This is a genomic window from Bradyrhizobium pachyrhizi (assembly GCF_029714545.1).
GTDB lineage: Bacteria > Pseudomonadota > Alphaproteobacteria > Rhizobiales > Xanthobacteraceae > Bradyrhizobium > Bradyrhizobium pachyrhizi.
In genome coordinates this window covers 5,232,550-5,258,933 of record NZ_CP121667.1, presented here as the reverse complement: position 1 = coordinate 5,258,933, position 26,384 = coordinate 5,232,550, and the positions used below count along the sequence as shown (strand labels likewise).

27 protein-coding genes are annotated in these 26,384 nt (G+C 64.6%); 13 read left to right on the top strand and 14 right to left on the bottom strand.

Annotated features, from left to right (window positions below):
* Window positions 1-153 precede the first annotated feature (153 nt).
* Window positions 154-1,098, top strand: a complete 945-nt coding sequence (locus QA639_RS24755; RefSeq protein ID WP_283087583.1) for a cation diffusion facilitator family transporter — start codon at window positions 154-156, stop codon at window positions 1,096-1,098.
* A 149-nt stretch (window positions 1,099-1,247) separates the two neighbouring features.
* The gene (locus QA639_RS24750) at window positions 1,248-2,051 is read left to right on the top strand and encodes an N-acyl homoserine lactonase family protein (protein WP_283090620.1); all 804 of its coding nucleotides are present in this window, start codon (window positions 1,248-1,250) and stop codon (window positions 2,049-2,051) included.
* Here the strand turns inward: QA639_RS24750 and QA639_RS24745 are convergent.
* A complete protein-coding gene (locus QA639_RS24745) occupies window positions 2,042-2,860 on the bottom strand; it encodes a helix-turn-helix domain-containing protein (protein WP_157340999.1) in 819 nt (272 codons plus the stop codon). The genes QA639_RS24750 and QA639_RS24745 overlap by 10 nt on opposite strands.
* Window positions 2,861-2,939: 79 nt before the next feature.
* Between QA639_RS24745 and QA639_RS24740 the strand changes: the two genes are divergently transcribed.
* Window positions 2,940-3,818 carry a DMT family transporter gene (locus QA639_RS24740; protein ID WP_283087582.1) on the top strand — a complete coding sequence of 293 codons (879 nt, stop codon included), beginning with the start codon at window positions 2,940-2,942 and terminating at the stop codon, window positions 3,816-3,818.
* Here the strand turns inward: QA639_RS24740 and QA639_RS24735 are convergent, their stop codons facing one another.
* A complete protein-coding gene (locus QA639_RS24735) occupies window positions 3,819-4,010 on the bottom strand; it encodes a hypothetical protein (RefSeq protein ID WP_283087581.1) in 192 nt (63 codons plus the stop codon).
* 174 nt (window positions 4,011-4,184) lie between these two features.
* Between QA639_RS24735 and QA639_RS24730 the strand changes: the two genes are divergently transcribed.
* Window positions 4,185-5,441, top strand: a complete 1,257-nt coding sequence (locus QA639_RS24730; RefSeq protein WP_157341005.1) for an adenylate/guanylate cyclase domain-containing protein — start codon at window positions 4,185-4,187, stop codon at window positions 5,439-5,441.
* On the opposite strand, the gene QA639_RS24725 is transcribed toward QA639_RS24730, so the two are convergent.
* From QA639_RS24725 to QA639_RS24710, 4 genes are all read right to left on the bottom strand, one after another.
* Window positions 5,442-6,683 carry an MFS transporter gene (locus QA639_RS24725; RefSeq protein WP_283087580.1) on the bottom strand — a complete coding sequence of 414 codons (1,242 nt, stop codon included), beginning with the start codon at window positions 6,681-6,683 and terminating at the stop codon, window positions 5,442-5,444.
* 195 nt (window positions 6,684-6,878) lie between these two features.
* Window positions 6,879-8,624, bottom strand: a complete 1,746-nt coding sequence (locus QA639_RS24720; RefSeq protein WP_050384939.1) for a flotillin family protein — start codon at window positions 8,622-8,624, stop codon at window positions 6,879-6,881.
* A gap of 3 nt (window positions 8,625-8,627) precedes the next feature.
* Window positions 8,628-9,290 carry an OB-fold-containig protein gene (locus tag QA639_RS24715; protein WP_283087579.1) on the bottom strand — a complete coding sequence of 221 codons (663 nt, stop codon included), beginning with the start codon at window positions 9,288-9,290 and terminating at the stop codon, window positions 8,628-8,630.
* Window positions 9,287-10,417: a PspA/IM30 family protein gene (locus QA639_RS24710; protein ID WP_283087578.1), complete on the bottom strand. Its 1,131-nt coding sequence runs from the start codon at window positions 10,415-10,417 to the stop codon at window positions 9,287-9,289. Before QA639_RS24710 ends, QA639_RS24715 begins: the two co-directional genes overlap by 4 nt.
* Before the next feature lie 121 nt (window positions 10,418-10,538).
* Here QA639_RS24710 and QA639_RS24705 point away from each other — a divergent pair, with 121 nt between their 5' ends.
* Window positions 10,539-11,912 (top strand): Nramp family divalent metal transporter, encoded by a 1,374-nt coding sequence (locus tag QA639_RS24705; RefSeq protein WP_283087577.1) that lies wholly within the window; start codon window positions 10,539-10,541, stop codon window positions 11,910-11,912.
* 97 nt (window positions 11,913-12,009) lie between these two features.
* On the opposite strand, the gene QA639_RS24700 is transcribed toward QA639_RS24705, so the two are convergent.
* The 3 genes from QA639_RS24700 to hemB all read right to left on the bottom strand — a co-directional run bounded on the left by QA639_RS24700 (window position 12,010) and on the right by hemB (window position 14,669).
* Window positions 12,010-12,786, bottom strand: a complete 777-nt coding sequence (locus QA639_RS24700; protein ID WP_028333854.1) for an arginyltransferase — start codon at window positions 12,784-12,786, stop codon at window positions 12,010-12,012.
* 86 nt (window positions 12,787-12,872) lie between these two features.
* A complete protein-coding gene (locus QA639_RS24695; RefSeq protein ID WP_028333855.1) occupies window positions 12,873-13,430 on the bottom strand; it encodes an RDD family protein in 558 nt (185 codons plus the stop codon).
* A gap of 174 nt (window positions 13,431-13,604) precedes the next feature.
* Window positions 13,605-14,669 (bottom strand): porphobilinogen synthase, encoded by a 1,065-nt coding sequence (hemB, locus tag QA639_RS24690; RefSeq protein ID WP_283087576.1) that lies wholly within the window; start codon window positions 14,667-14,669, stop codon window positions 13,605-13,607.
* A gap of 197 nt (window positions 14,670-14,866) precedes the next feature.
* Here hemB and QA639_RS24685 point away from each other — a divergent pair, with 197 nt between their 5' ends.
* The 4 genes from QA639_RS24685 (at window position 14,867) to QA639_RS24670 (ending at window position 17,273) form a co-directional block, all read left to right on the top strand.
* Window positions 14,867-15,328 carry a DUF6163 family protein gene (locus QA639_RS24685; protein ID WP_016845013.1) on the top strand — a complete coding sequence of 154 codons (462 nt, stop codon included), beginning with the start codon at window positions 14,867-14,869 and terminating at the stop codon, window positions 15,326-15,328.
* A gap of 654 nt (window positions 15,329-15,982) precedes the next feature.
* A complete protein-coding gene (gene ldtR, locus QA639_RS24680) occupies window positions 15,983-16,501 on the top strand; it encodes a transcriptional regulator LdtR (RefSeq protein ID WP_028333857.1) in 519 nt (172 codons plus the stop codon).
* A gap of 299 nt (window positions 16,502-16,800) precedes the next feature.
* Window positions 16,801-17,031 carry a hypothetical protein gene (locus QA639_RS24675; protein WP_028333858.1) on the top strand — a complete coding sequence of 77 codons (231 nt, stop codon included), beginning with the start codon at window positions 16,801-16,803 and terminating at the stop codon, window positions 17,029-17,031.
* A gap of 20 nt (window positions 17,032-17,051) precedes the next feature.
* Window positions 17,052-17,273, top strand: a complete 222-nt coding sequence (locus QA639_RS24670) for a hypothetical protein (protein WP_050384934.1) — start codon at window positions 17,052-17,054, stop codon at window positions 17,271-17,273.
* 172 nt (window positions 17,274-17,445) lie between these two features.
* Here the strand turns inward: QA639_RS24670 and QA639_RS24665 are convergent, their stop codons facing one another.
* A complete protein-coding gene (locus tag QA639_RS24665) occupies window positions 17,446-17,826 on the bottom strand; it encodes a hypothetical protein (protein ID WP_283087575.1) in 381 nt (126 codons plus the stop codon).
* Between the two features lie 161 nt (window positions 17,827-17,987).
* Between QA639_RS24665 and QA639_RS24660 the strand changes: the two genes are divergently transcribed.
* Entirely contained in the window at window positions 17,988-18,245 is a 258-nt protein-coding gene (locus QA639_RS24660; protein WP_283087574.1) for a DUF3551 domain-containing protein, read from the top strand.
* A 311-nt stretch (window positions 18,246-18,556) separates the two neighbouring features.
* Here the strand turns inward: QA639_RS24660 and QA639_RS24655 are convergent, their stop codons facing one another.
* The 3 genes from QA639_RS24655 to QA639_RS24640 all read right to left on the bottom strand — a co-directional run bounded on the left by QA639_RS24655 (window position 18,557) and on the right by QA639_RS24640 (window position 20,330).
* Window positions 18,557-18,736 carry a hypothetical protein gene (locus QA639_RS24655; protein ID WP_016845008.1) on the bottom strand — a complete coding sequence of 60 codons (180 nt, stop codon included), beginning with the start codon at window positions 18,734-18,736 and terminating at the stop codon, window positions 18,557-18,559.
* 861 nt (window positions 18,737-19,597) lie between these two features.
* Window positions 19,598-19,987, bottom strand: a complete 390-nt coding sequence (locus QA639_RS24645; RefSeq protein ID WP_028340955.1) for a PRC-barrel domain-containing protein — start codon at window positions 19,985-19,987, stop codon at window positions 19,598-19,600.
* 109 nt (window positions 19,988-20,096) lie between these two features.
* On the bottom strand, window positions 20,097-20,330 hold the full coding sequence (locus QA639_RS24640; RefSeq protein ID WP_028333862.1) for a hypothetical protein: 234 nt from the start codon (window positions 20,328-20,330) through the stop codon (window positions 20,097-20,099).
* A gap of 335 nt (window positions 20,331-20,665) precedes the next feature.
* Here QA639_RS24640 and QA639_RS24635 point away from each other — a divergent pair, with 335 nt between their 5' ends.
* The 3 genes from QA639_RS24635 to QA639_RS24625 are packed head-to-tail and all read left to right on the top strand — an operon-like array spanning window position 20,666 to window position 23,627.
* Window positions 20,666-21,631 (top strand): Bug family tripartite tricarboxylate transporter substrate binding protein, encoded by a 966-nt coding sequence (locus QA639_RS24635; RefSeq protein WP_428841185.1) that lies wholly within the window; start codon window positions 20,666-20,668, stop codon window positions 21,629-21,631.
* Window positions 21,628-22,128: a tripartite tricarboxylate transporter TctB family protein gene (locus tag QA639_RS24630; protein ID WP_157341022.1), complete on the top strand. Its 501-nt coding sequence runs from the start codon at window positions 21,628-21,630 to the stop codon at window positions 22,126-22,128. The genes QA639_RS24635 and QA639_RS24630 overlap by 4 nt, the downstream gene beginning before the upstream one ends.
* Window positions 22,128-23,627, top strand: coding sequence for a tripartite tricarboxylate transporter permease (locus tag QA639_RS24625; protein WP_028333865.1), 1,500 nt, complete (start codon window positions 22,128-22,130; stop codon window positions 23,625-23,627). The genes QA639_RS24630 and QA639_RS24625 overlap by 1 nt, the downstream gene beginning before the upstream one ends.
* 191 nt (window positions 23,628-23,818) lie before the next feature.
* Here QA639_RS24625 and QA639_RS24620 read toward each other — a convergent pair whose 3' ends face one another.
* Window positions 23,819-26,095 carry a TonB-dependent siderophore receptor gene (locus tag QA639_RS24620; protein ID WP_283087573.1) on the bottom strand — a complete coding sequence of 759 codons (2,277 nt, stop codon included), beginning with the start codon at window positions 26,093-26,095 and terminating at the stop codon, window positions 23,819-23,821.
* Window positions 26,096-26,384 lie beyond the last annotated feature (289 nt).

The following is a 26,384-nucleotide window of genomic DNA, read 5'->3' as shown; positions in this document are numbered from 1 at the left end:
GCGAAGCGAAATCCGGGATTTCGCGCCGGATCACCAGTGATCCCGGATTGCGCTGCGCTCCATCCGGGCTACGGGGGGCTCAGTGCGCGGTGTGATAGTATCCACATTTCACCGCGCTATAACCGTCGCCGACGACATCGGGCGACGGTTGCCATGGCGAACAATCACGACCACAGCGGTCATTCTCACGGACATGCCGGGCATTCCCATGCCGGGCACAGCCACGCGCCCGACAGTTTCGGCACGGCCTTTGCGGTCGGCGCGTCGCTGAACACCGCCTTCGTCGTCGCGGAGCTGATCTTCGGCTATTCCGCCAACTCGCTGGCGCTGGTCTCCGACGCGGTTCACAATTTCTCCGACGTCATCGCGCTGCTGCTGGCCTGGGGCGGGGCATGGCTCGCCGGCAGGCGGCCGACCGATACCCACACCTATGGCTACCGTCGCGCCTCGATCCTGGCGGCGCTGTTCAATGCCGGGTTGCTCCTGATCGCGGTCGGCGGCATCGCGGTCGAGGCCATCAACCGTTTGCGCGAACCGGCGGAGGTCGCAAGCTGGACCGTGGTCTGGGTCGCGGCGCTCGGCATCCTGATCAATGGCGGCACCGCGTTGCTGTTCATGCGCGGCCGCGACAGCGACCTCAATGTCCGCGGCGCCTATCTGCACATGGCGGCGGATGCCGGCGTCTCGCTCGGCGTCGTGATCGCCGCACTGCTGATCATGGCGACTGGCTGGCAGTGGCTCGATCCGGCGATCAGCCTGGTCATCGCCGTGGTGGTGCTGCTGAGCGGCTGGGAGCTCGCCCGCGACAGTGTCAACCTCGCGCTCGACGCAGTGCCGAAGGGAATCGATCTCAAGCAGGTGAGGGACTATCTCGCCGCGCTCGAAGGCGTCACCGAGGTCCACGACCTGCACATCTGGGCGATGAGCACCAGCGAGACCGCGCTGACCGCGCATCTGGTGCGGCCCGGCGGACACGACGATGTCTTCCTGCATCATGTCTGCGCCGAGCTCTCGGAGCGGTTCAGCATCCACCACGCGACGCTGCAGGTCGAGATCAGCAGCGAGACCTGCCGGCTGGCGCCGGCGGAAATGGTCTAGCCGACGCAGCCGCCACGCACTCGCATTCAATTGATCGCTCGGCCCATGTCCACGTCTTCCAAGGGCGGCCACGACACGGCACATTGCGACCGCGCGAATGGCCGGCGTGATCAACGGAGGGCGATGTGAAGAAGGCAATCGGTCTTGCAATGTTGTTCTTCGCCGTAGGCGCGCTGCCGCATGCGGACGCCGAGCCGGCGAAATCCGGCGTCGAGAAGCTCTACATCCTCAACTGCGGTGAAGGCGTTGCAGGCGACATTTCGCGCTGGTCGCCCGGCGTCAATGAAGGCAAGTCGATGGACTTCGTCGACAATTGCTACCTGATCAAGCACGCCCAGGGCTGGTTCCTGTGGGACACCGGGATTCCCGACGCGGTGGCGGCAATGCCAAACGGCCTTGCGCCGGCCGACCCCAAGGCGGTCACCTGGCGGCGGCCGAAGACGCTCGCCGCGCAGCTCGACCAGCTCGGCGTCAAGCCGTCGGACATCAAGGCGATCGCCGTGTCGCACACCCATCCCGATCACATCGGCAATGTCGAGCTGTTCCCGGCCGCGATGCTGTATGTGCAGAAGGCGGAATATGAATGGCCGGGCGCCAACAACGCGCCGCGCTTCAAGCCCGAGCATCCCGTGACGAAGCTCGAAGGCGACCGCGACGTGTTCGGCGACGGCAGCGTCACCATCCTGTCGACGCCGGGCCACACGCCCGGCCACCAGTCGCTGCTGGTGAAACTGCCGAAGACCGGTGCGATCGTGCTGACCGGCGATGCCGTTCACTTCAGGGATAATTGGGACAATCGGCGCGCGCCGAGCATGAACGCGAGCAAGGAGCAGACCCTGGCCTCGATGCAGAAGATCGCCGATACGCTGACGAAAGAGAAGGCGCAGCTCTGGATCAACCACGACAAGGCGCAGCGCGACGGGCTGAAGCTGTCGCCGGACTTCTATGATTGAGCCGCCTTGGCGGCGTTCACTTTCGACCAGTTTCGAAAAATCTGCGCGGTCTCCTCGTCCATCGGAAAGAAGCTTTCGATGCGCAGCTCCTGCAGCGTGACGTCCTGGGGCGTCCCCAGCGTCGCGATCGTGGTGAACAATTGCAGGCTGAGGTCGCCCTTGCGAAACAGCATCGGCAGCACCGGCCCGGATGCGGGCCCTGCCGGTGCGGCCAACGCGGCCTCGACACCGTCATAGGCCAGCAGGCGCTTGAGCAAATCCGCCGTCGCGGTGGTGCCGTCGGCGGCCGCATCGGCCTCGACGCTGCGGACGAAGTAGCCGGCAACCTCGGTCCAGTTGGTGAGATAGGGGCGCAACACGCCGGGCGCGACCAGTGCGTCGGCGAGATTGACCGCCGTGCCTGATACCAGTGGCCCGACCAGGAATTCCACCAGCTGCCCCGCGCCCGAATTGGCGAGCAGCAGGTTCCAGTGCCGGTCGACCACGACCGCCGGGAAGGGCTCCTGCTGTGCCAACATGAAATCGAGTGCGTAGCGGATCTGGGCGAGCTCCGGCGCGGCAAGGTCGGTTTGCCGCCACACCGGCGCGAAGCCGGCCGCGACCAAGAGCGCGTTCTGCTGGCGCAACGGCACGTCGAGCGCTGCGGCAAGCCGGATCACCATGTCGCGGCTCGGTGCGGCGCGGCCGAGCTCGAGGAAGCTGAGATGGCGCTGCGAGATATCCGCGCGCCCGGCGAGCTCGAGTTGCGAGTGCCCCTTACGCTGCCGCCACCAGCGCAGGCTGGCTGCAAAATCGCGCTGCTGCGACATAAATACCTGTGAAGTAGTTGCCGAAATGATCTCGCCGGGCAAGATGCCACAAGCGAACCGAAAACGCATGGGGATCGGGATGGGCGAGTGGATCGGCGTTGCGATTGCACTGGTCTCGAGCTGCCTCGGCGGCACCGCCGCGGCGATCACCCGTTACCTGGCGGGCAATGCCGACCCGATCACACTGGCGATCCTGCGCTGGGCGATCGGCTTTCTCTGCGTGCTTCCGGCGGCGATCCTGCTCGGGGCGAAGTGGCCGCGGCGTGAAGACCTGCCGGCGGTCGCGGCGCTCGGCGTCGCCTTCTTCGGCGTGTTCTTCGTGCTCTATAATCTCGCGATGTCCTACACGACGGCGGCGCGCGCCAGCCTGGCGCTGGCGACCTTGCCGCTCTCCACCATGGTGGTCGGCGCCATGCTCGGCATCGAGCCGCTGACGATGCGCAAATCGATCGGGGTCTCGATCGCGGTGCTCGGCGTGGCGGCGGCGCTGGCATCCGGGCTGGCCGCGGCGCCAGTGGGCGCCTGGCGCGGCGAACTGATCATGGCCGCCGCGGTGCTCTGCATGGCCTTCTACAACGTGTTGTCGCGGCCGTTCATCCGCCGCTCCAGCGCGCTCGGTTTCCTTGCCGTCGGCATGGGCGCCGGCGCGGCGGCGCTGGTGGCGGTGGGATCGTTCACTGGCAGCCTGGCGACGCTGCGCGAGTTCGGCGCGTCGCAATGGATCGCGGGGCTCTATCTCGGCATAGCCGGCGGCGCGCTGGCCTTCATCCTGTGGGTGCTGGCGCTCGAGCGGGCCTCGCCGACCCGCGTCGCCAACACCATGACGGTCAATCCGATCGCCGCCGGGCTGCTTGCGAAGCAACTGGTCGGCGAGCCGATCACGACCAATCTGGTCGTCGGCCTGATCGCGGTCTTCGCCGGGATCTGGATCGCGACGTCGGAAACCAAAGCGGTCTGATCAGCTGCGCAGGGCGGCAGGCGTTGCCGCCGGCGGGGCAGGCGAGTGCGTCGGCTTCAGCGTGCCGGCGTAGAACGACAGGACGAACACCAGGATAAGACCGACAAGATAGACTCCATAGGATTGCGGCGGGGTGATCGCCCATTGCATGAGGCGTCGGATCGGGTTTGGCGGGCCAGCGTCGTTGTCCATGCGCTGTTGTGCGCGAAGGCTCGGACAAAAGGAAGCGGAATTGGCACCATTCGGCGGCCGTGTTCCGCGCGAAATGGTGAGGCGGGCGGCCTTGCAATGCCGCATTGGCGTTCGCATCTGTCACGCGACGACCAGCCCTTCCTCCCGCACCAATTGCCCGGCATAATCCAGCTTATGGAACTGACGCCCCGTTTGCGCCTCATGAATTGGCTGGTCCGCCAGGGTCTGACGGGCCTGCCGGAAAACGACCTGCTGCGCGGTTTCTGCGAGCGCTGCCGGGCCGCGGGCATGCCGCTGTCGCGGGCGATCGTCTTCATCGATACCCTGCATCCGATCTTCGAGGGACGCGGTTTCCGCTGGAACGACGGCGAGAGCAACGAGGCCGACATCTTCGAATACGGCTCGACCAGCACCGGCGAGGCCAGCCAGACCTGGCGGCGGTCGGCCTTCTATCACATGCTCGAAAACGGCCATGACGAGATAGTGATCGATCTCGCCGACACCTCGCACGATTTCTCGATGATCGGCGAACTGGCCGAAAAGGGCCACAAGCATTTCGCCGCCTTCGTGCATCGCTTCGGCGAGGCCGGCACGATCGGCGAGATGGACTGCTTCTACTCCTACTACACCACCCGCCATTCGGACGGGTTCGACGAGAGCCACATGGCGGCGCTGCGCGACCTGGTGCCGGTGCTCGGGCTCGCGATCAAGTCGGCCGCCCAGGTCGAGATCGCCCGCACGCTCGGACGGGTCTATCTCGGCCGCGACACCGCGGAGCAGGTGCTGCGCGGACGCATGCAGCGCGGCATCACCGAGAAGATCAAGGCCGTGCTGTGGTACTCCGACGTGCGCGGCTCCACCGCGATCAGCGAACGCATCGGCCCGGACGAGATCATTCCGTTCCTCAACGACTATGCGCAGGCCTCGATCGACGCGATCCATGACGCCGGCGGCGAGGTGCTGAAGCTGATCGGCGACGGCGTGCTGGCGATGTTCACCGGCGAGAACGTCGCAGGCGCGAAGCGGGCCGCGCTGCGGGCCGAGCACAGATTCCGACATAACATCCGCGTGCTGAACGATCGCCGCGAGAACGAGGGCCGGCCGACCACCACGGCCTATGTCGGGCTCCATGTCGGACAGGTGTTCTACGGCAATATCGGCAGCGAGGACCGGCTGGATTTCACGGTGGTCGGACCGGCCGTCAACGAGGTCAGCCGGATCGCCTCGATGTGCGCCTCGGTCGACCGCGAGCTGCTGACCTCGACGGACTTTCGCACCGGGCTCGACGCCGCCGGCCGCAACTATCTGGTCTCCACCGGCCGCTTCGTGCTGCGCGGCATCGGCCATGCGCAGGATCTCTACACGCTGGATCCGGCGATTGCCGCCGACGAGGTCGTCGGCGGCAAATACGAGCGGTACCTGGCGAGCTGATCAGCAGCGCGCGGGTTCGCCGACCATGTCGGGCTGCCGCGTCAACGACACTGCGGGCGACATCAGGATCACCAGCGCCTGGGCGGCGAAGATCGCGGCCGCGAGATAGAGGCAGGCTTCAGCGCCGTAGAGGCCGCCGACGACGGCGCCGAGCGCGGAGCCGAGCGGGCGCGCGCCGTAACTCATGATGTTGATCGCCGAGACGCGGCCGAGCAGCGAGGGCGGCGTCACCGACTGCCGCAGCGTGGTGGTCGAGATCACCCACAGGATCGGGCCGACGCCGAGCAGGAAGAAGCTGAGGCCCGCGAGCAGCGGCGTCGCAATCCAGGTCGTCAGCGCCATCACGGCTGCGGCGACGAAGCCGGTAACCGGGCCGAGCCCGATCACGGTGCCGAACGCCAGCCGCTTCATCACGCGGGTCGCGAACAGCGCACCGACCACCATGCCGACGCCGTACATCGCAAGCGTGGCGCCGACACCGGTCGCGCTGAGCCCGAGATGACGCACCGCATAGGGCACGAACACGGCGAGCAGCAGGAACGACGCGGTGTTGAAGATGAACTGGGTGATGAACACCGGCCGCAGCAAGGCGTGGTGCATCACGAAGGCGGCGCCCTCCTTGATGTCCTGCAAGGGATGGCGCCGCGGGGCAGGCTGGCGCGCCGGCTCGTAGATGCCGGCGAGCAGCACGACCGCGATCGCCGACAATGCCGCGGCAAAGCCGAATGCGGGCGCAGCCCCGACCCAGCCGACCAGCACGCCGCCGAGCGCGGGGCCGCTGGCGAACGCGACGGTACGCGCGAGCTCGATGCGGGCGTTCGCCGCCGGCAATTGCTGTGACGTCACCAGCGAGGGGACCAGCGCCGGCGCAGCGACGCTATAGGCAACCGTGCCGCAGACCGCGATGAAGCCGAGCAAAGCGAGCAGCGGCAGCGTCATCAGGCCGAGCCACAGCAACAGCAGGATCGCGGCAAGCGCGACCGCGCGCAGCGCTTCGGAGCCCGCCATTACCCAGCGCCGCGACACGCGGTCGGCCAAGAGGCCGGCGGGGATCGCAAACAGGATGAAGGGCAGCGTCAGCGCGGTCTGCAACAGGCCAGTCTGGCCTTCGCCGACGCCGAGCAGCAGCACGGCGACGATCGGCGCAGCCGCAAGCGCAATCTGTTCGGCCGATTGCGCGGCGAGATTGGACCAGGCCAGGCGATTGAAGGTGGCCGGCAGGCGAGGCGTATCGGCGGACATGGCAAAACCCTTGGGAGATTCGATCTGGCCATAGTGTGTGGTTGGCGGGCGTCCGATCCCACCCGTTTCCCGACAACGCCAAGCAAAAGGCCCGCCGGGGAGGGCGGGCCTTGCCGATGCGATGTTCACAACCTGACTATGCCATCGAGGATTGGGATCGCAAGCGAGTTGGCCCGTGATCGCGCCTGCGCTGTGCTACGACCTCGGGCCAAGCGTCGCGTGGCCGGATCCCGATATGGTGGTCGGCGGCGTTGCCGGACTGTCGACGGACGGGGCCGGCACTTCCGCTTGAGTGGCACGCAGCGCACTCAATAGGTTGGTCATGGCGTCGGGCCCTGCGGGGAAGCCCGCCTCCGAGAGGATCTTGTCGATCATCGGCTTGAACGCCGAGACCGACAGCAATTGCGCGGCGAGGCCGTCGCCGAGCCCGAGACCGCCATTGCCGTTGGCATGGCCGTTGGCGCCGCCGCGGCCGAGCATGCTGCCGGTGTCGAAGATCCGGATGTCGGAAATCTTCTCGATCGGCTTCACCGCCTCGGCGAGCGCGCTCGGGATCACGTTGATCCGCGCGAGGTTGAGATCGTAGGCGATCATGTCGGCGCTCAGCCTGTTGCGCGCCTCCGCCTTCATGGTCGCGACCTCGGCTTCGGCCTGGCCGAGCGCCTTGACGCCGGCAGCGCGGGTGGTGGCGGCGGCCGCATCGGCCTTGGCGAGCACGTTGGTGGCTTCCGCCTTGTTGGCGGCGGCCTGGCGTTCGGCCTCGGCCATGACAGTTATCGGCATCGCGTCGGTCTCGGCCGCCTTGCGCGCCGCGATCACGTTGATGATCTTGTCGCGCTCGGCGATCTCGGTGGCGCGGGCGGTGGTGACCTTTTCCTCGGCGGCGATCGCGACGGCGCGCGCGGTCTCGGCGATGGTCTGGGCCTCCGACTGCTCCTTGCTCTTGGCCGCGACCGCGATGGCGCTTTCCTGCGCCACGATCTGAAGGTCGCGCTCCATCTCGGTGTTGCGGCGCTTGACCGCGAGATCGGCCTCGATCTTGCGGGTGTCGCGGGCCTGATTGGCCTCGGTCTGCTTGTTGGCGACCGCGAGCTCCTGCTGGATGCGGTATTCGGCCTCGTTTTGCAGCGCGGTCTGTTCGACCTGCGCCGTCTGCGCGCGCATCGCGGCGGTCTTGTTGGCGATGTCGCGCTGCTGGGCGAGCTCGGCCTCGCGCTTGGTGCTTTCGATCGTCAGCGTGGTCTGCCGCGCCACCAGGTCCTGCTGGGCGATGTTGACCTCGGTGGTACGGACGATCTGGTTGCGCTCCTGCTCACGCTCCTTGGTGATCTTGGTCAGCGTGGTCAGGCCGTGCGCATCGAAGAAATTGCTCGGGTTGAAGTGCTTGATGTCGCTCTGGTCGAGCTTTGTCAGCGACACTGATTCAAGCTCGAGACCGTTGTTCTGGATGTCGGCGCCGACGGCGTCCTGCACCGCCTTGACGAAGGTCGCGCGCTGCTCCTGCAATTCCTCGAGGTTCATGGTCGCGGCGACCGAGCGCAGGCCGTCGACGAACTTGGCCTCGACCAGTTCGCGCAGCTCGGCGGCGTCATTGGTGCGGTTGCCGAGCGTCTGCGCCGCGAGCGCGATCGACGACGAGTCGGGTTTGACGCGCAGATAGAACTCGGCGCCGATGTCGACGCGCATGCGGTCCTTGGTGATCAGCGAGTCCGGGCCGCCGCGCGCGACCTCGAGCCGCAGCGTTTTCAGGTTCACAGCCGCGGTGGAGTGGAAGATCGGCAGCACGAGCGAGCCGCCGTCGAGCACCACCTTCTGGCCGCCGAGGCCGGTGCGAACATAGGCCTCGTCGCGTGTCGAGCGCTTGTAGAGCTTTGCGAACAGGAGACCGATAACGAGGATGACGATGACGCCAATAACGACGGGTACAGCAAGTTCCCACATGTGTTATGCCCTGTTGGAAGATCGTTGTTGTTCGACGAGGTCGGCTGGAGCGGCAATCGCGATGAAGCCCCTGGCATCGCGATCGACCAGCAGCACGCTGGCGCCGACCGGCAATGCCTCGGACTCCGCGCTGGCGCGCGCCGACACGGTGTGCCAGTTGCCGAAGACATCCTTGAGACGGACCCGGCCGGGCAGGCCCTGATCGAGCGGGCCGACCGACACGGTTGCGACCTTGCCGACAAAGTCGCTGTCGTTGACCGCATAGCTCTCGTCGCGCGGAATGATGCGGGCGAGGCCGCGGCTGGCATTTCTGATCACGGGGATGCTGCCTGCAGCAGCAACCACCGCGGCAAGCGAGATCGGGATGGCGGTGCCTGCGGCATGCGCCAGTCCCTGAAGCAGGAAGCCTCCGATCGAGAAGATGCCGAGGATCAGGATCATCAGGATCAGGAGGGGAAGCCGTCCGGCGTTGATCCAGAGAAACAGGCCACCGAGAGCATTGTGGCTCTCGGCCTCGACCGCGAAATCCTTGCCGATCAATTCGCTGATCGAAAGTCCGACCATGGTGCTGAGCAGTTCGATACCGCCAAGTGCCACCATGATCGCAGCTGCGACCGCGAAGGGCCGCACGTCGGGGGCGAGCAGAATGTCGCCAACTGCACTCATTTTTCTGACTTGATCCTTTCAAGCCGCGCCGCGATTTCCTTTTCGCGATGCAGGCGATCGAGTTCGTCAAGCTCCTTGTCGCCGAGCACGCTTGCAGCGGGAACGCCCGTGACCCGGGCGATCGCCGCCATGGCACGCTCAGCACTCAATGTATTGGTCGCGGATGGGCCCCGGCTGGTTTCGTCCTGGGCCTCGCGGATCAGGCTTTGTTCGAGATCGGCCAAGCGCGTCTCAGCCTCGCGGCGCGCGCCGAGCATGGCCTGCAGCGCCTTGGTCTGCTCGTCGATTTCGAGCTCGATGAAATCCATCGCGCGTTCCAGCGCGATCACCTGCGACTCCAGATCAATTTGCCGTGCAACGCCGGCGCGCGCGAGATCCTCGCGATTTTCCGCAAGTGCGAGACGAATCTTTTCGTTCAGATTGGTCGTTTCGGTATCCAGTTCTTCGCGCCGCTTCTTCAGGCGGAATTCTTCGGCGCGCGACTTGCCGAGCGCATAGCGCGCCTCGTCGGCGCCGGCGTCGATCTCGCGGATCGCCTGCTTGACCAGCGCGACCCTGTTGTTGTTCTCGACATTGTCGATGGTCTGGCTCGCGATGGCGGCAAGAAGCCGGCCCATGCGCGCAAGGATGCCTTCGTGAAGCATGGTCTTCTCCTCCGGTTGTGCTGATTTCGATTTGACGGCGATGTGGATTTCGTAGCCGCGTCCATCCGAGATCAAATGCGCCGGGAAGGGGCTTTCCCAGCCCGAGACATATCCCGGCACATCGAACGGCACCAAGACGCGTCCGCTGACAGTGCTAATGGTCAGTGAAGTTGGGCCCTTGATCGCAAACAACTTGTCGTCGAGCGGTATCCGGCGGACGGCGGCGCCTGCGATGTAATTGGCGCGGTCGCGCAGGCCGAGCGTCACCAGCCGTGCGGGCAGGCCGGTCTCCTTGCGGATCTTCTCGTAGGCCTGGGCGTGCAGCGAGACGAGGTTGGCACCGACAGGGGCGACCTCGGCGAGGATCGCCATCATCCGGTCGTAGGCCGCAAAGGTCGCCTCGATCGCCTCGATGCCTGAAGGGTCAGGGGCGAGGGCGTAGCGCAGCGTCGCGGTGGGCGTCTCGACGGGCAGCTTGATCATGCATCTAACGTAAAGCACTTCCTCAGTGCTTTACAAGCGGGGCGCCTGATATCATTTTCGTGAGCCTAGATGCAGTTGCAAATGAGTTGCAATAACGGGAGAGATCGGCCATCCTTGGGGGATGGATGCTCGGACCCCTGAACTGTCTTCCGTTTCCGTTCCCAATGCCCTGCCAGGCGGCTGGCGGGGCGATTCCGGACATGTGCGCAGCCTGCCTGAGGTGAACGCGACCGTCGCGGTGCCGTCAGGCGGTCTTTGGTGGCGGCGGCTGCTGGCCTTCGCCGGGCCGGGCTATCTGGTTTCGGTCGGCTATATGGACCCCGGCAACTGGGCCACCGACCTCGCAGGTGGATCGAAGTTTGGCTACACGCTGCTGTCGGTCATCCTGCTCTCCAACCTGATGGCGATCCTGCTGCAGGCGCTCGCCGCGCGGCTTGGCATCGCCACCGACCGCGATCTCGCCCAGGCCTGCCGCGCGACCTACTCGCGCCCGGTGAATTTGCTGCTGTGGCTTGCCTGCGAGGCCGCGATCATCGCCTGCGACCTCGCCGAGGTCATCGGCACCGCGATCGCGCTCAAGCTGTTGTTCGGCATTCCCCTGATCGGCGGCGCACTGCTTGCGGCGCTCGATGCGTTCCTGCTGCTGCTCCTGATGGGCCGCGGCTTCCGCTTCCTCGAAGCCTTCGTGATCGCGCTCTTGATCGTCATCGCGGTCTGCTTCGTGGTCCAGATCGCCGCCGCTGCGCCGCCGATTGCCGGTGTGATCGGCGGCTTCATGCCGTCGCGCGAGATCGTCACCAATCCGGAGATGCTGTACATCGCGATCGGCATCATCGGCGCCACCGTGATGCCGCATAATCTCTATCTGCACTCCTCGATCGTACAGACCCGCGCCTATCCGCGCACCGAGGAGGGGCGGCGCGACGCGATCAAATGGGCGACCACCGATTCCACCATCGCGCTGATGTTGGCGCTGTTCGTCAATGCCGCGATCCTGGTGCTGGCGGCCGCGACCTTCCACAAGAGCGGCCATTCCGACGTCGCCGAGATCGACCAGGCGTTCGAGCTGCTGTCGCCGCTGCTCGGCCTCGGCATCGCCTCGACGCTGTTTGCCGTGGCGCTGCTCGCCTCCGGCCTCAACTCGACGGTGACGGCGACGCTGGCCGGCCAGATCGTGATGCAGGGCTTCCTCGACCTCAAGCTGCCCGACTGGCTGCAGCGGGTCGTGACCCGCGGCATCGCGATCGTCCCTGTCATCGTGGTCGCCGCTCTCTACGGCGAGAGCGGCACGGCGCAGCTGCTGGTGTTCAGCCAGGTCGTGCTGTCGATGCAGCTGCCGTTCGCGGTGATCCCGCTGGTGCGCTTCGTGTCCGACAAGCGCAAGATGGGCGCGCTCGCGATTTCGCGTCCCGTCGCGGTGGCGGCGTGGATCGTCGCCGGGTTGATTGTGATCCTGAACGTGAAGCTGCTGATCGATACGTTCTTCGGCAGCTAAAGCGCGATGAGATTAGGTTGAATCGTCATCGCGCCTTAGCTCTTTGTTTGAGCATGATCTTTTCGGAAAACCGCTTCGCACTTTTCCGGATCAAGCTTTAGTCCTGCGGCTCGGCGAGCACCTCGCCTGACGCGTCGACGCGGAGCCAGCCCGACGGCGCGAGCCGCTGCTGCGGCAGGAAGCGGCCCTTGTAGTCCATCTTCTTGGAGCCCTCGATCCAGTACCCGAGATAGACGTAGGGCAGGCCCTGCCGGCGGGCGCGGGCGATGTGGTCGAGGATCATGAAGGTGCCGAGCGAGCGGGCCTCCAGCCCGGGCTCGAAGAACGAATAGACCATCGACAGCCCGTCGCTGAGCACGTCGGTCAGCGCCACCGCCATCAGCTCGTCGCCGCGGCCGGTGATGGCGCTGTCGGGGTTGCGCTTGCGGTACTCGATGATCCGGGTCTCGACATGGCTGTCCTCGACCATCATCGCGTAGTCCAGTACGGTCATGTCGGCCATGCCGCCGTTGCGATGGCGGCGGTCGAGATAGGCCCGGAACACCGAATATTGCTCCGAGGTCGGCACCGCGGTGCGCTGCTCGCCGATGATGTCGGCGTTGCGGGCCAGCACCTTGCGGAAGTTGCGGGAGGGGCGGAATTCGTTGGCGATCACCCGGACCGAGACGCAGGCCCGACACTGGTCGCAGGCCGGGCGGTAGGCGATCGACTGGCTGCGGCGGAAGCCGCCATGGGTGAGCAAGTCGTTGAGATCGCCCGCTTTGTCACCGACCAGGTGCGTGAAAACCTTCCGCTCATGTCGGCCCGGCAAATACGGGCAAGGCGAGGGCGCCGTCAAATAGAACTGGGGAGTATCACGCGAATGCTGGGTCACGTCAGATCGTCGGGCTCCACAAACAATACAGGCAGCCGAGTGAGCATCGCCCCCCTGAGGCTAACGGTCAATTGGTTTAGGCGGGCCTAATAGGAGGTCCGCGCGGCCGGGGCGACCGGGGTCCGAACCGAGCTGTTGATAATGACGGTTCCGAGGATGATGTCGTGCAGCAGCCGGCGGCGGCCGTTGAACAGCCCGATCAGGAGCACCAGCGGCGACAGGAACGAGATCGTCACCCAGAATAGCACCGCATGGGTGGCGCCGAGCACGAAATAGCCGCGCGCGCCGTACCAGGTCCGCAGTTCCAGATCCATCATGCGCATGCCGATGGTGGCGGAGTGCTGCCCGCCGATCGAGGCGCCGTAATAGACGATCGCCCAGACGATCGAGGCCGGCGAGACCAGCCAGAACAGCGCCCAGCCGAGACCGAGCGTGACGAGGCCGAACACCGCGATGAAAATCACCGCGAGGATCACCGGCACCGACAGCACGAACAGGTCGATCAGGAACGCAAAGACACGTCGCGTTAGCACGCCGCGGAACAGGTCCGGCTGCATCGACGGATCGAACGCATGCGGAGGAACGCCGCCGTCGTTGCGCCAGGCCTCGTTGCGCCAGGTGCCGCCGTCATTGCCGTAGGACATGACCAACCTCCGATGAAAGTCCCGCGCAGGACATGGGAACAGGAGGCGCGTTCGCCAAGCCTGCGCGAACATTAACTAGCCGAAATATTCCGGCGATTCGGGGGCTGGATTGAGCGGTTCTACCTTCACGCCGTCATTGCGAGCGGAGCGAAGCGACCCACTTGTCGCAATACGTCAGCTCTCCGCCTTGATCTTTTCGGCGGCCTTTGGCGCGAAATAGGTGAGGATGCCATCGGCGCCGGCGCGCTTGAAGCCGACCAGGCTCTCCATCATCGCGCGCTCGCCGTCGATCCAGCCGTTGGCGGCGGCGCCCGCGATCATCGCGTACTCGCCGGACACCTGGTACACGAAGGTCGGCATCGCGAAATGGTCCTTCACACGGCGGACGATGTCGAGATAGGGCATGCCCGGCTTCACCATCACCATGTCGGCGCCCTCGGCGATGTCGAGCTCGACCTCGCGCAGCGCCTCGTCGGAATTGGCGCTGTCCATCTGGTAGGTGCGCTTGTCGCCGGTCAGCGTCTTGGCCGAGCCGATCGCGTCGCGGAACGGGCCGTAGAAGGCGGAGGCGTATTTCGCCGCATAGGACATGATCTGCACGTCGCCGAAGCCGTTGTCGTCGAGCGCCTCGCGGATCGCACCGATCCGGCCATCCATCATGTCCGACGGTGCGATCACATCGCAGCCGGCCTCGGCCTGGGTCAGCGCCTGCTTCACCAGCACCGCGACGGTCTCGTCATTGAGGATCTTGCTGCCCTCGATCAGCCCGTCATGGCCGTGGCTGGTGAACGGATCGAGCGCGACGTCGCACAGCACGCCGATGTCGGGAAACTCCTTCTTGATCGCGCGCACCGCCTGGCAGACCAGATTGTCGGGATTGAACGCCTCCGAGCCCAGCTCGTCGCGCAGCGACGGCTCGGTGAACGGGAACAGCGCGATGCAGGGGATGTTGAGCTTTGCCGCGCGCTCGGCGTCGCGGACGATCTGGTCGACGGTGAGCCGGTCGACGCCGGGCATCGAGGCCACCGGCGTGCGGGTGTTGTGGCCATCGACCACGAACATCGGCCAGATCAGGTCGTTGGTGGTCAGCACGTTCTCGCGCACCAGGCGGCGGGCCCATTCCGACTTGCGATTGCGCCGCATCCGGATCGTGAGGTCGAGCGAGGGTGAGGCGAGGGCATCGCTCTGGCGCCGGGGCGCATCGCGCAGTTCGATCGGGCGCCCGAATTTGATCGCCATGTTGTCTTCTCCTCGACGGACGGCTGGTCTGGACCTGATATAAGTCCGGTTCTAGCACCTGTCAGGGCCGCCGTCATTGCGCCGCTATTGCATCCGTGGCGCCCTTGATTTGCCGCAACGGCAATTGATTTTGCGTCCCCGGCGGGCCAAGACTGCGCCCATGAACCCCATTTTGCAGCCGCTCTGCGGCGATTCGGATGTCTGACACCTCTGCACGCGATCAGGCGCGGGACAACGCCATCTCGGTGAGCGCGATCTCGTCCGACCGGATCGAGCCGGACGACAATGCGTGGACGCGGCGCCTCGTCATCTTCCTGCGCATCATGGCCGTCGTCTCGGTCGCCAAGGGCCTCTATCACTGGGCCCAGGTGACCGGCTTCGTCGGCGGCGAGGAGGAGGCCTTCGAGAACCAGTCGATGGCCTGGCAGACCGCCACGATCTATTTCGCCGTCATCGAGCTCGTCGCTGCCGTCGGGCTCTGGCTCGCGACGCCCTGGGGCGCCGTGGTATGGCTGACCACCGTGGTGTCGATGGCGGTCATCGAGCTGATGTTTCCCGGCATCTATGGCGGCAGTCTCACCGTGGTCGGGCTCGAGGCGCTGATGCTCGCCGCCTATCTCGCGCTGGCCTGGATGTCGGCGCGCGAACGCCCGCCATAGGCCGGCGTCAGTGATGGCCTGTTGCCCCGTGGCGACAGCGCGACGAATAGCTGACGGCGGCCGGCAATATTTGGCAGCCGTGCGCGCAACGAGAAGACAGCATCGCTGGTTCTGATAGGTGGGTGCCGACAGATCGCATCCGTTTGAGACAACCCCTTCCGGGACGTCTCTACGGGACCTGCCGTCGGGGCCCATTTCACCGGATCTCGGCGCGTGTGCCGGCCGGCTTTGCGCGGGCCGACGGCGGAACCGGTCTGGCCCCCCGCAACAGATCGGCATCGCTTGCGCGCATCGCGTGCACGTCCCGCCGATGCACTCCGATAAAATTTTCAAAGAATTTTCCGGTAACCGATCGGTCACCGTAAAGGGTTCCCTCATACCCGTTACGCCACCGTTTCGAATTCAGACGATGCTGTTTCCGAATGTGACAGGGCAGGCAGACGAAGCGTGAACAAGGGTCCGCCACCGTCAATGAAAAGTTGCGAAAAGCCTTTGATCCATGGGCTTAATCCACGATTCACTGTCTTAAATTCATGATCTCTTTATTCTCTTATTTAAGCGGATATTCAAACGGCCCCCTTACGTTGGACCTATCAGGCGGGACACAAGTTTCGTCGAATAAAGTCGATAAAAACGACAAACAGGGGAAGTGTCATGATGAAAGCCGTTGCGACAACGGCGGCGGATGCCGCCGATCGCGCTACCGGTCAAGCTCCGGTGCAGCCGCTCTATCTCGAAGCCCTGACTTTGGTGGAGCGGCTGCATCGCCGGCTCCTCGACGTCATCAAGGACGAATTCGATCGTCGTGGCCGCGCCGACATCAACTCGGTGCAGGCGCTGCTCCTGTACAACATCGGCGACAAGGAGTTGACCGCCGGCGAGCTGCGCACCCGCGGCTACTATCTCGGCTCCAACGTCTCCTACAATCTGAAGAAGCTCGTCGAGCTCGGCTTCCTCGATCATCAGCGTTCGCGGGTCGATCGCCGCTCGGTCCGCATCCGGTTGACTCCGCAGGGCCAGGAGGTCCGGCGTATCGTCGACGCGCTCTATCAGAAGCACGTCAAGACGGTGGAGCAGGTCGGCGGCATCTCGAACGAGGAGTTCGCGAGCCTCAACAAGTCGCTGCATCGCCTCGAGCGCTTCTGGACCGACCAGATCCTGTATCGCCTCTGAGCCTTCCTGTTTTCGCCTGATGGCCAAGCCGGCCGCGCGAGAAGACCGGCAGCCTTCCTCCAGTCAACGCATCGGTTATGCCCGGCCGATGCGTTTTTCATGCTGCACGTATTTCATGCTGCACCTGCGAAAATAAATGGGTCCCAGCGAGGAACCAAGCCGTTGCCGGCGCTTTATCCTGTCTCCCGGCGTGAACGAAATCTAATCGGATCTCGTCACGCTCGGATTTTTTAGACGCGTTTTCTTCACGCGAACCGGTGTCCACTTCGCTTGAAAACGCTCTGATGGAGAAGCAGGACATGCTGGTCGAGCGCGGGATCGAGGTGCTGAATGTCGAGGTCGTCGGTGACGCCTACGCGATCGCCTCGAATTATCTGCGCAAATCCGGCGCCATTCCCGACAATTTCGCCACCAATGAGCGCTTGCTCGGCATCATCGTGAAGCTGTTCCAGCGCGGTGAGATGAATCGCCTCCGCCTCGCCAACAAGGCGATCGCGAAGTTCGAGGCCGAGACGCTGGTGGTCGCCTGAGCGTCAACCCGGAGACTTCAATGGAAGCCGCTATCGATCGGATCATGCAGACGTATGATCTGCTGCTCAACCGCACGCCAGCTGCGAGCGAGGAAGCGCGGGCGAAGGTGACAGAGTACGTGCAGACGCTGTTCGACGCCGGCGAGCGCGATCCGCATCGGTTGACGGTGTGCGGGCTGACCTATCTGCGCCAGCTCGACGGTAGTACCGACCATGTGAAGGCCGGCTATACCGGGCTGTAGCGGCGCGCCTGGTTTCGCACTCTGTCTCGGCGGATGATCCAGTATTCCAGACGTTGCTTGAGCCGAGAAGCCGCGGGCGTACAGGATCGCCAACCTGGCGATGACGGTGCGGGCTCCTCACACACGATCGTCGTCCTGGCTTTCGCCAGGACGACACTGAGTTTGTCGCACCTCAAAACTGAAATGGAGCAACCGAAACCGCCAACTTTCCGTCGCTCGATTTCTGCACGGTGAATTCGACTTCCTTGGAAGCCTTGATGTCGCCCACAGAGACCGAGATGCCGCCTCTGCATTGCAATGTTCGCTTGTCCTCACTGGCCGACGTAGTGACGATCTTTTCATCGAGGAGGTATTGTGGCTTTGAGTTTTCCGCAGTGGGCTTTGCCGTCGATTCCCTGGCGGCGAAATTGACAAGCGGATTGCGGTGATCGTTGGAGATGGTCTGGAGCACGGCCTTCCGGGTTTCGATTGAATCGCACTCGAGTTGATCGCCGCAACCACCCAGAACAACCAGAACCGGAAAACCCAGAAACCAAAGCAGTCGTGACGGCATGCCAAGTGACTTCTGTGGGATGAATGGTTTCCGACAACCGGCCCAACGGAGCATGGTTCCTGCGCTCGGCGCGGCCGCTCCGAGTTGTGGCCCGCCCGCGACCGACAGGAACGCTGATCTTGCCGCTCCGTTGGTCCTCGATTGCTTGTGAGGAGCCGATCATGCGCACAACCATCCTATTCGCTGTCTTGACGTTTCTCCTGGCGTTCGGCGTTGCAGAACTGGCAAATGTGAGCCCGGCCAGCGCCCGGGATTATCCCTGGTGCGTGCAGGGGCGCGGCGTCGGCTATCCCGGCGATTGCATGTACCAAACCCGCGCCCAGTGTCTCGCGTCAGCTTCTGGAAGGAACGTGACCTGCGGGATCAATCCTCGCGCCGCATATGGTCAGCAGCGGCGGGGATATCGCTACCGCTATTGATTGTCTCGCCGATGGCGCGCGCGAGGCGGATGGGGAAGGGCGCACCCGACGGGGGATGCGGTTAGCCGGGGCCGCTTTTTGAGCCTGCCTTTTTGAAACCTCTATTGCCCTATGGATAAGTGTGGCCTTTCTGAGCAACGCGCACAGCCAGTGGCGTGCGGGGAAGATCTCCAAACTCGGACGAGTCGTAGTCTCGGCCTTCAGGTGTCACGATGTGGATGTCGTAACACTGCGACCGTGAGAGCTCCTTTGCCTTGCGCAGAGCTGCCTCGGCCGTGCCACGACGGTGCACGATCTCTCCAAACTTGCACCTAGCTTTTACGGTGAAGCTCATCTTTCTTCTTTTTCTTGTTTCGCTTGACGACCTCGGCCTGAGCCCGGAAGGCTTGGGCGAGGCTCTTCATTTGCTCGGCCGCGAATTCGTCAGCCGTCCGCACCGCCGCCTGCTCGGCGGTCTTGGCCTGCTTCTTCAGGTCCTTGGCTATGCCCATGCCCTGTAACTTCCACGCCGTTTCGCTAGTTCCTTCCGTCTGATCTCATTGACGCGAAGCTGGCGGGAACTTTTCACGCTCCCGGGCTTTTTGATTTTGCTTTTGGGGCAGCCAAACGTCAGCGTTGGAGAGAGGAGCCATGAAGCGACGACGCCGGGTTAGGCAGATATTCCCCCTTGAAAAACGCCTTGCCCAAGAAGCAAAACGGCTACGTCAACGGGCCAAGAACCTTCCTCCCTGTCGAGAGCGAGAGACCCTTTTGAGGCAGGCGCGGCATGACGAAACCACCGCCAATTTGACGGCGTGGCTACTGTCCCAAGGTCCGCGGACACCCATCTAGGAGGACGCTCAATGCATACAAACCACCACCATATCGACGGTGTGGAGATTGCCTTTGTCAGCGCTGCGACCGTGTCGCTTGTGGCGCTGATCGCCTCCATGGCCTGGCTTTTGTTAGGTTGAAACTTGCCAGGGTTCGACCAAGTGCTCCATCGAGAATCTTCGTTCGGTGGTCGTGGCGGCCTCGCCTTGAGGTGCCGGCTTTGCGTTCTCTTCCGTCCGCCGATCGGCTGTTGCGCGCAAGACACTCGCTTTGGGATATCCCGGCGGCGATTTACATAAGCTAATGCTGGAACCGCGCGGTTCTTGATGGATGGGGGAGCCTGCCTCCAATAGCTCAGCCCCGGATCAGGCAAATGGCCCCAGCACCGGCCTCCAGGCCCCCAAAGGTGCTGGGGCCATTTCGTGGTTTGGCGCGTGACCTGATGCGTTTCGGGCGAGCTTCGACAGCGCCACCATCCAGTGAGTGATCTGCCGCAGCGTCCCGTCTGCCCTCGGTGAGCAGACGGGACGCCGTCGGTGTTACTTGTTCTCCGGCTTCCAGGTCGTGCTGGCGCGATCGTATTTGAAACCAGGTGCAGCCTTCAGGCTGTCCTTGGTCTCGTCGAGCGTAAGCCACCACTTGTCGTCCTTCTTTTGAGACTTGACGGCCGTGAACGGCACGATCACGTCCTTCTCGCCGGCGCCGAGGAAGCCGCCGACACCGACGACGAGACCGGTCACCTTGCCGGACTTGTCGACAAGCACGTCGTCGATCGTCCCGATCTTGGATTCCTTCGGGTCGTAGACATTCTGCTTGTAGTAATTGGTGATGGTCGAACTGTCCGCCGGAGCGGCGGGCATGGTGGTTGCCGCATGCGCGGCGGTGGCGAATGCCGCAGCCATGATGCAGCCGATAGCCAACTTCTTCATAAGAGGTCTCCTTGCCTTCAGTGCATATGGCCGATCAGGTAGATGCCGCCGCCGATCACGATGATCGCCGGCACGGCCCAGAGAATGATGACTGGCATGCGATCGCCTCCTAGTATGAGCTGCAGACCTTGACGCTCTTCATGCCGGTCTCGGCTTCGGTGCGCGTCTTGTAGACAGTGCCTGACGGACTGACGACGGTGGTGGTCGTGTCGACCGGCTTCTTGTCGACGATCGTGCACTTCTTCGTCTTCACGTCCTGCACGACGTAGAATTCATCCGCTGCAAATGCCGGCGAGACGAAAGCGGCAAGCAAAGATGCCGCGACAATGGTCTTAAACTTCATGTTCTCTCCTCCAATAGCCGTACCAATCGGCGGAGGTGGAACGAGAGAAAATGGCGAAGGTTCCTAGAACCGAACTTGCGTTGCCGGGCCGCGCCGAATCAAAGCAAGCGAAAAACGATCCGAGAGGGTGCGGCGATTTGCAGCACTCGCTAGCCGCGCCCTGCGGCTTGCCGAAGGCTGTGGCGAATGGTCGCTAGGGGACACGCAGACGCGAGATCGGCGAGCGATTCCTGATCCGAAGGGATCGCGCTGTCCGAGTGGCGATGCGATCACGTGACCGGATGCAGCCGGCGATCGGCAGGCTGCTTTCCGAAAATTCTGGAGGAAGCCCCATGATGCCGTCCCACATGCGCCTGTTCGGCGCGGTCGTCGCGCTGTTGCTTGGGACGAGCGGTCCGGCGCCCGCGCAGCAGCTCGAGCTCAAGCTGATGGCGCCGGCGGCGCCCGGCGGCGGCTGGGATCAGACCGCGCGCTCGATGCAGCAGGCGCTGGTCGCCTCCGGTGTCGCGCGCAGCGTCCAGGTCACTAACGTTCCCGGCGCCGGCGGCAGCGTCGGCATCGCGCAGTTCGTCAACGGCGCCAAGGGCGACGGCAACCAGATGATGGTGAACGGCTTCGTCATGGTGGGCGCACTCGCCATGAACAAGTCGCCGGTGACGCTGGATCAGGTGACGCCGATTGCGCGCCTCACCGAGGAGACCCAGGTCATCGTGGTGCCGGCGAACTCGCCGATCAAGACGGCGCAGGATCTCGCCGCCGCGGTGAAGGCCGATATCGCCAAGGTGACCTTTGCCGGCGGCTCGGCCGGCGGCGTCGACCATGTGATGGCGGCGCTGTTCGCGGGCACGGTCGGCGCCGATGCCAAGAAGATCAACTACATTCCGTTCTCGGGCGGCGGCGAGTCGCTTGCAGCCATTCTCGGCGGCAAGGTCACGGCCGGCATTTCCGGCCTCAGCGAATACGAAGGCCAGATCAAGGCCGGCAAGTTGCGCGCGCTCGGCGTGACGTCGGCGAACCGTCTGCCCGGCGTCGATATCCCGACCTTCAAGGAGCAGGGCATCGATCTCGTGCTGGCCAACTGGCGCTCGGTGGTCGCACCGCCCGGCATTACGCCGGAGCAGCGCAAGGTGCTGAGCGATGCGGTCGAGAAGATGGTGAAGTCCGATGCCTGGAAGGAGATCCTGAAGCAGAAGGGCTGGGACGACGCCTACCTTGGCGGCGACGCCTTCGCGGATTTCCTGAAGAAGGAAATCGTTCGGGTCACTGACGTGCTCAAGTCCGTCGGCCTCGTGAAGTCATGACGCCGGACACGGCGTCTGAAGATCTCCCGCCCGTGCCGGCGCGACGCGTCGATCGCGCCGGCGTGGTCATCGCGGCCGCGCTGGCCGGGCTTGCCGCGGTGCTGGTGTGGGACGCCAGCAAGCTGCCGTCCACCAACATGTACGGCATGGGGCCGGAGGCGATGCCGGTCGTCATCGCGATCGGCCTTGTCCTCCTCGCGGTCGGCAATCTGATCGACGCGCTGCGCGGCAACCTGCCGCCGCGCGAGAGCATGGATCCGAAACCGGTGGGGCTGATCATCGGCGGCCTGGCGCTCCTGATCGCCATCATCGGCTTTGGCGGCGGTTTCATCCTCGCCACCTCGGCGCTGTTCGTCACCACGTCGGCGGCGTTCGGCCGCCGCGCCGTGCTGGCCGACACCGCCATCGCGCTCGTGATCACGACGCTGATTTATCTCGCGTTCGACAAGCTGTTGACGCTGAGCCTTCCCGCCGGCCCGCTGGAGCGACTGCTGTGATGGACACCTTCGCCGCGCTGGCGCACGGCATGGCGGTCGCCATGCAGCCGATGAACCTGCTTTACGCCCTGATCGGCGTGTTCCTGGGCACCGCGGTCGGCGTGTTGCCCGGCATCGGTCCGGCGCTGACGGTCGCGCTGCTGCTGCCGGTGACCTACAAGCTCGATCCCGGCGGCTCGCTGATCATGTTCGCCGGCATCTATTACGGCGGCATGTATGGCGGATCGACCACCGCGATCCTGATCAACACGCCGGGTGAGAGCGCGTCGATGGCGACCGCGCTCGAGGGCAACAAGATGGCCAAGGCCGGCCGCGGCGGCCCGGCGCTGGCGACCTCGGCGATCGGCTCGTTCGTGGCCGGCACCATCGCCACCATCGGCCTCGCATTCCTCGCGCCATGGCTGGTCGATTTCGCCGTGCGCTTCGGGCCGGAGGATTACTTCGCGCTGATGTGCGTCGCCTTCGTCACGGTGTCGGCAACCTTCGGCGACTCGCCGGTCCGCGGCCTCACCAGCCTGTTCATCGGCCTCACGCTCGGGCTGGTCGGCATCGACAAGCTGACCGGTCAGGCGCGGCTTGCCTTCGGCATCCCCGAGTTGCTCGACGGCGTCGAGGTGACGACGCTCGCGGTCGGCCTGTTCGCGGTCGGCGAGGCGCTCTATGTCGCCTCGCGCCGCCATCACGCCGAGGAGAAGCTCGAGCCGGTGCGCGGCTCGCTGTGGATGACGAAAGAGGATTGGCGGCGGTCGTGGAAGCCGTGGCTGCGCGGCACGCTGTTCGGCTTTCCGATCGGGGCGCTGCCGGCCGGCGGCGCTGAGATCCCGACATTCCTGTCCTATTCCACCGAACGGCGGCTCACCAAACATCCGGAGGAATTCGGCAAGGGCGCGATCGAGGGCGTCGCAGGGCCGGAAGCGGCGAATAACGCGTCCGCCGCCGGCACGCTGGTGCCGCTGTTGACGCTCGGGCTGCCGACCTCGGCAACGGCTGCAATGATGCTGGCGGGCTTCCAGCAATACGGCCTCAACCCGGGGCCGCTGTTGTTCGCGGAGCGGCCGGACCTGGTGTGGGGCCTGATCGCGAGCCTGTTCATCGCCAACGGCATGTTGCTGGTGCTCAATCTGCCGCTGGTCGGGCTCTGGGTGCGGCTGCTGGCGATCCCGCAGCCCTGGCTCTATGCCGGCATCCTGGTGTTCGCGACCATGGGCACGATCGCGGCGAAGCCGTCGGTCGTCGAGCTGTCGATGCTGGCGGCATTCGGCGTGATGGGCTTTCTGATGCGCCGGTTCGACTTCCCGATCGCGCCCGTCGTGATCGGGCTGATCCTTGGGCCGATCGCGGAAAGCCAGCTGCGCCGCGCGCTGGCGATCAGCCTCGGCGATCCCATGGTGCTGCTGCAAAGCCCGATGTCGGCGACGCTGCTTGGCATCGCGCTGATCGCGCTGCTGGCGCCGTTCGTGCTCAAGGGGCTCGGGCGATTCAAGGCGAACGAGGATTAGGGCGCGACCAGACCGTAAAAGGCCCGCTCCGGGGCTCGCATTTCGGAGCGGGCCAGTCTGGGCACGGCAAATATCGCCGCGACGCGAAACCTAGCGCGACATGCTGACACCACCCTGACGACAGCGAAAAAAGAGAGGCGGCCGAATGCCGCCTCTCGGTCACATGATTTTCCGTGAACGGAAAGTTCAGCTCACCATTTGTAGGCAAGGCTCGCCGTGATGCGGCGGCGATCGCCGTAGTAGCAGGAGCTGATGGTCGCGCAGCTCGCGACATAGATCTTGTCGGTGACGTTCACGACATTGAGCGCCGCGCGCCAGTTGTTGTCCCATTCGTAATGCAAGGCGAGGTCGCCCAGCACGACCCCCGGGACCCGTGCGGTGTTCGCGGTGTCGGCAAAGGACGGGCCGACATAGCGCACGCCGCCGCCGAAGCCGAAGCCCGTGAGCGGGCCGTCGCGGAAGGTGTAGTCGGTCCACGCTGATGCGAGCTGCTGCGGCGCGTTGGTCGGCACGGTGCCGATCAGCGCGGGGTTGAGGTCCTTGCTGACGAACAGCTCGTAATTGGTGTAGCTCGCCACCAGCTTGAAATCGCGCGTGATGTTCGCGACCGCCTCGAGCTCGACGCCGCGCGAGGTGACTTCGCCGTTCTGGGTCTGGAACAGCGGGTTGCTCGGATCTGTTGTCAGCGCGTTCTTGCGCTTGAGGTCGAAATACGCGACGCCGAACCGTGCGTTGAGCCCGACCGGCTCGTACTTGACGCCGACCTCGGTCTGCTCGGAGGTTTCCGGCAGCAGCAATTGGCCGGACGCGGTGGTGCCGATGACCGGATTGTAGCCCGTCATGTAGGAAACGTAGGGCGCAACGCCGCTGTCGAAATTGTAGATCGCGCCGACACGGCCGGAGAACTGGCTGTCGTCGCGGCCCTGGGACGCGCCGATCCGGTTGTTGTTGGTGAGATCGACCCAGTCCTGGCGTCCGGACAGCACGACCGTCAGGCGGTCGAGCTTGACCTGATCCTGCAGATAGAGGCCGGCCATGCCCTGGGCGAGATAAGCGTTCTGATAGAGTGGGCCGCTGTACGGCAGGTTGGTGCCATAGACCGGATTGAGCACGTTGAGATTGGTGCCCATGCCAAAACCCTGGCGGTCGTCGATGCCGTAATATTTCAGATCGACGCCGACCAGCGCGGTGTGCTGCAGCGCGCCGGTGGTGAAACGGTATTCGAGCTGATTGTCGAGGTTGAGCTGGGTGGCGATGCCGCGGGTGTAGAAATTGCCGCGGGCGATGTCGGCGGCGGCCGGCGTCGTCGCGTAGCCGAGCCCGTAGAGACCGGCATAATAGACGTCGACATGCGCCATGCGCGCATTCTGGCGGAAATCGACGCTGTCGGTCACGCTCTTCTGGAACTGGTAGCCGACCATCTGCTGGTCGCGGCGGAACTGGTCGGCGCTGGGATCGCCGACGAACAGGCTGGTCGGAATCCGGCCGAACGGCGCGTTGGTGACGGTGCCGACATAGGGCAGGAAGTTCAGCGCGCGCGTGTTGCTGTGCGAGGCCATGCCGAACACGGTGAGGCTGGTGTCGGCATCGGGCCGCCAGGTGACCGACGGGGCAAAGAAGAAGTTGTTGTCGTAGACATAGTCGGTCTGGGTGCCGCCGCCCTGGGCCTGGCCGACCAGGCGGTACTGCACCTGGCCGTTGCCGGGCTGCGCCGTCGCGCCGCCGATATCGAACTGGGTATAGGCGTTGCCGAAATTGTTGACGCCGGTCTCGATGTAGCGAATGGGCTCGGCCTGCGGCAGCTTGCTCACTGCGTTGACGAGGCCGCCCGGCGCCGAGCCGCCATACAGGATGCCGGACGGACCGCGCAGCACCTCGACGCGCTCGAGATTGAAGGGCTGCAGCTTCCAGCTCGCATAGGAGGTGTAGAACAGCTGCAGGCCGTCGAGGAACAGCGACTCGTTCTGCGCCGGGAAGCCGCGGATCATGAACCAGTCGTTGCGGAAATCGGCGCCGTAGGTGCCGCCGATGACGCCCGGCGTGTAGCGCAGCACCTCGTCGAACTTGCTGACGATCTTCTGGTCGCGGATCTGCTCGGCGCTGATGACCGACACCGATTGCGGGGTCTGGATGATCGGCGTGCTGGTCTTGGTGCCGCTGGCGCTCAGCCGAGCCAGATAGCCAGTGACCGGGCCGTTGGCGCGTTCGTGCCCGCCGCCGGCGCCCGCGGGCTGCTGAGCGGTCTGAGGCTGCGCGCTCACCGGGGCGGCCGTCGTGCGGCGCGAGGCGCTGCGTGCGCGCGTGGTCCGTTGCGAGGACTGTTGCGATCGCGCCGCTTGCCGCTGCGGCGCTTCGACTGTCACGGACGGCAATTGCGTCTGGGCGAAGACATCGTCCGCACCGACAACCGAAAACACAACGACAGCCGAAGCAGCAAACCGCTGCGGCCGAATCCACCTGCACGACATTTATTCCACGCTCCGTAAAAAAATCTTGAGCGAGTCGTTATCACGGTGATTTTCGCGAGCAGCCTGCGTGCGGTTAGAAGCTGTCGAAGTTGCGCGCAAAGCTTGGCTGTGTGACCGGAAGACAACGGCGTATGACGCGCAATTGCACGCATCGCGTGAGAGCTTTGAATCGATCCAGTGTTGAACGATTCAAAAATCGAACGATTCAAAAATCGTCTCGCCGTCTCGTGAGTCGATGCATCGCGATCGCGCGCGACATGATCAAGCGAGTCCGAAGTTGCGTGGTTGC

Bases quoted from the DNA above. Each gene is read 5' to 3' on its own strand.
- QA639_RS24755 (WP_283087583.1), top strand. From the start codon at position 154: ATGGCGAACAATCACGACCACAGCGGTCATTCTCACGGACATGCCGGG.
- QA639_RS24750 (WP_283090620.1), top strand. From the start codon at position 1,248: ATGTTGTTCTTCGCCGTAGGCGCGCTGCCGCATGCGGACGCCGAGCCG.
- QA639_RS24745 (WP_157340999.1), bottom strand. From the start codon at position 2,860: ATGTCGCAGCAGCGCGATTTTGCAGCCAGCCTGCGCTGGTGGCGGCAG.
- QA639_RS24740 (WP_283087582.1), top strand. From the start codon at position 2,940: ATGGGCGAGTGGATCGGCGTTGCGATTGCACTGGTCTCGAGCTGCCTC.
- QA639_RS24735 (WP_283087581.1), bottom strand. From the start codon at position 4,010: ATGGACAACGACGCTGGCCCGCCAAACCCGATCCGACGCCTCATGCAA.
- QA639_RS24730 (WP_157341005.1), top strand. From the start codon at position 4,185: ATGGAACTGACGCCCCGTTTGCGCCTCATGAATTGGCTGGTCCGCCAG.
- QA639_RS24725 (WP_283087580.1), bottom strand. From the start codon at position 6,683: ATGTCCGCCGATACGCCTCGCCTGCCGGCCACCTTCAATCGCCTGGCC.
- QA639_RS24720 (WP_050384939.1), bottom strand. From the start codon at position 8,624: ATGTGGGAACTTGCTGTACCCGTCGTTATTGGCGTCATCGTCATCCTC.
- QA639_RS24715 (WP_283087579.1), bottom strand. From the start codon at position 9,290: ATGAGTGCAGTTGGCGACATTCTGCTCGCCCCCGACGTGCGGCCCTTC.
- QA639_RS24710 (WP_283087578.1), bottom strand. From the start codon at position 10,417: ATGATCAAGCTGCCCGTCGAGACGCCCACCGCGACGCTGCGCTACGCC.
- QA639_RS24705 (WP_283087577.1), top strand. From the start codon at position 10,539: ATGGATGCTCGGACCCCTGAACTGTCTTCCGTTTCCGTTCCCAATGCC.
- QA639_RS24695 (WP_028333855.1), bottom strand. From the start codon at position 13,430: ATGTCCTACGGCAATGACGGCGGCACCTGGCGCAACGAGGCCTGGCGC.
- hemB (WP_283087576.1), bottom strand. From the start codon at position 14,669: ATGGCGATCAAATTCGGGCGCCCGATCGAACTGCGCGATGCGCCCCGG.
- QA639_RS24685 (WP_016845013.1), top strand. From the start codon at position 14,867: ATGTCTGACACCTCTGCACGCGATCAGGCGCGGGACAACGCCATCTCG.
- ldtR (WP_028333857.1), top strand. From the start codon at position 15,983: ATGATGAAAGCCGTTGCGACAACGGCGGCGGATGCCGCCGATCGCGCT.
- QA639_RS24675 (WP_028333858.1), top strand. From the start codon at position 16,801: ATGCTGGTCGAGCGCGGGATCGAGGTGCTGAATGTCGAGGTCGTCGGT.
- QA639_RS24670 (WP_050384934.1), top strand. From the start codon at position 17,052: ATGGAAGCCGCTATCGATCGGATCATGCAGACGTATGATCTGCTGCTC.
- QA639_RS24665 (WP_283087575.1), bottom strand. From the start codon at position 17,826: ATGCCGTCACGACTGCTTTGGTTTCTGGGTTTTCCGGTTCTGGTTGTT.
- QA639_RS24660 (WP_283087574.1), top strand. From the start codon at position 17,988: ATGCGCACAACCATCCTATTCGCTGTCTTGACGTTTCTCCTGGCGTTC.
- QA639_RS24655 (WP_016845008.1), bottom strand. From the start codon at position 18,736: ATGGGCATAGCCAAGGACCTGAAGAAGCAGGCCAAGACCGCCGAGCAG.
- QA639_RS24645 (WP_028340955.1), bottom strand. From the start codon at position 19,987: ATGAAGAAGTTGGCTATCGGCTGCATCATGGCTGCGGCATTCGCCACC.
- QA639_RS24640 (WP_028333862.1), bottom strand. From the start codon at position 20,330: ATGAAGTTTAAGACCATTGTCGCGGCATCTTTGCTTGCCGCTTTCGTC.
- QA639_RS24635 (WP_428841185.1), top strand. From the start codon at position 20,666: ATGCCGTCCCACATGCGCCTGTTCGGCGCGGTCGTCGCGCTGTTGCTT.
- QA639_RS24630 (WP_157341022.1), top strand. From the start codon at position 21,628: ATGACGCCGGACACGGCGTCTGAAGATCTCCCGCCCGTGCCGGCGCGA.
- QA639_RS24625 (WP_028333865.1), top strand. From the start codon at position 22,128: ATGGACACCTTCGCCGCGCTGGCGCACGGCATGGCGGTCGCCATGCAG.
- QA639_RS24620 (WP_283087573.1), bottom strand. From the start codon at position 26,095: ATGTCGTGCAGGTGGATTCGGCCGCAGCGGTTTGCTGCTTCGGCTGTC.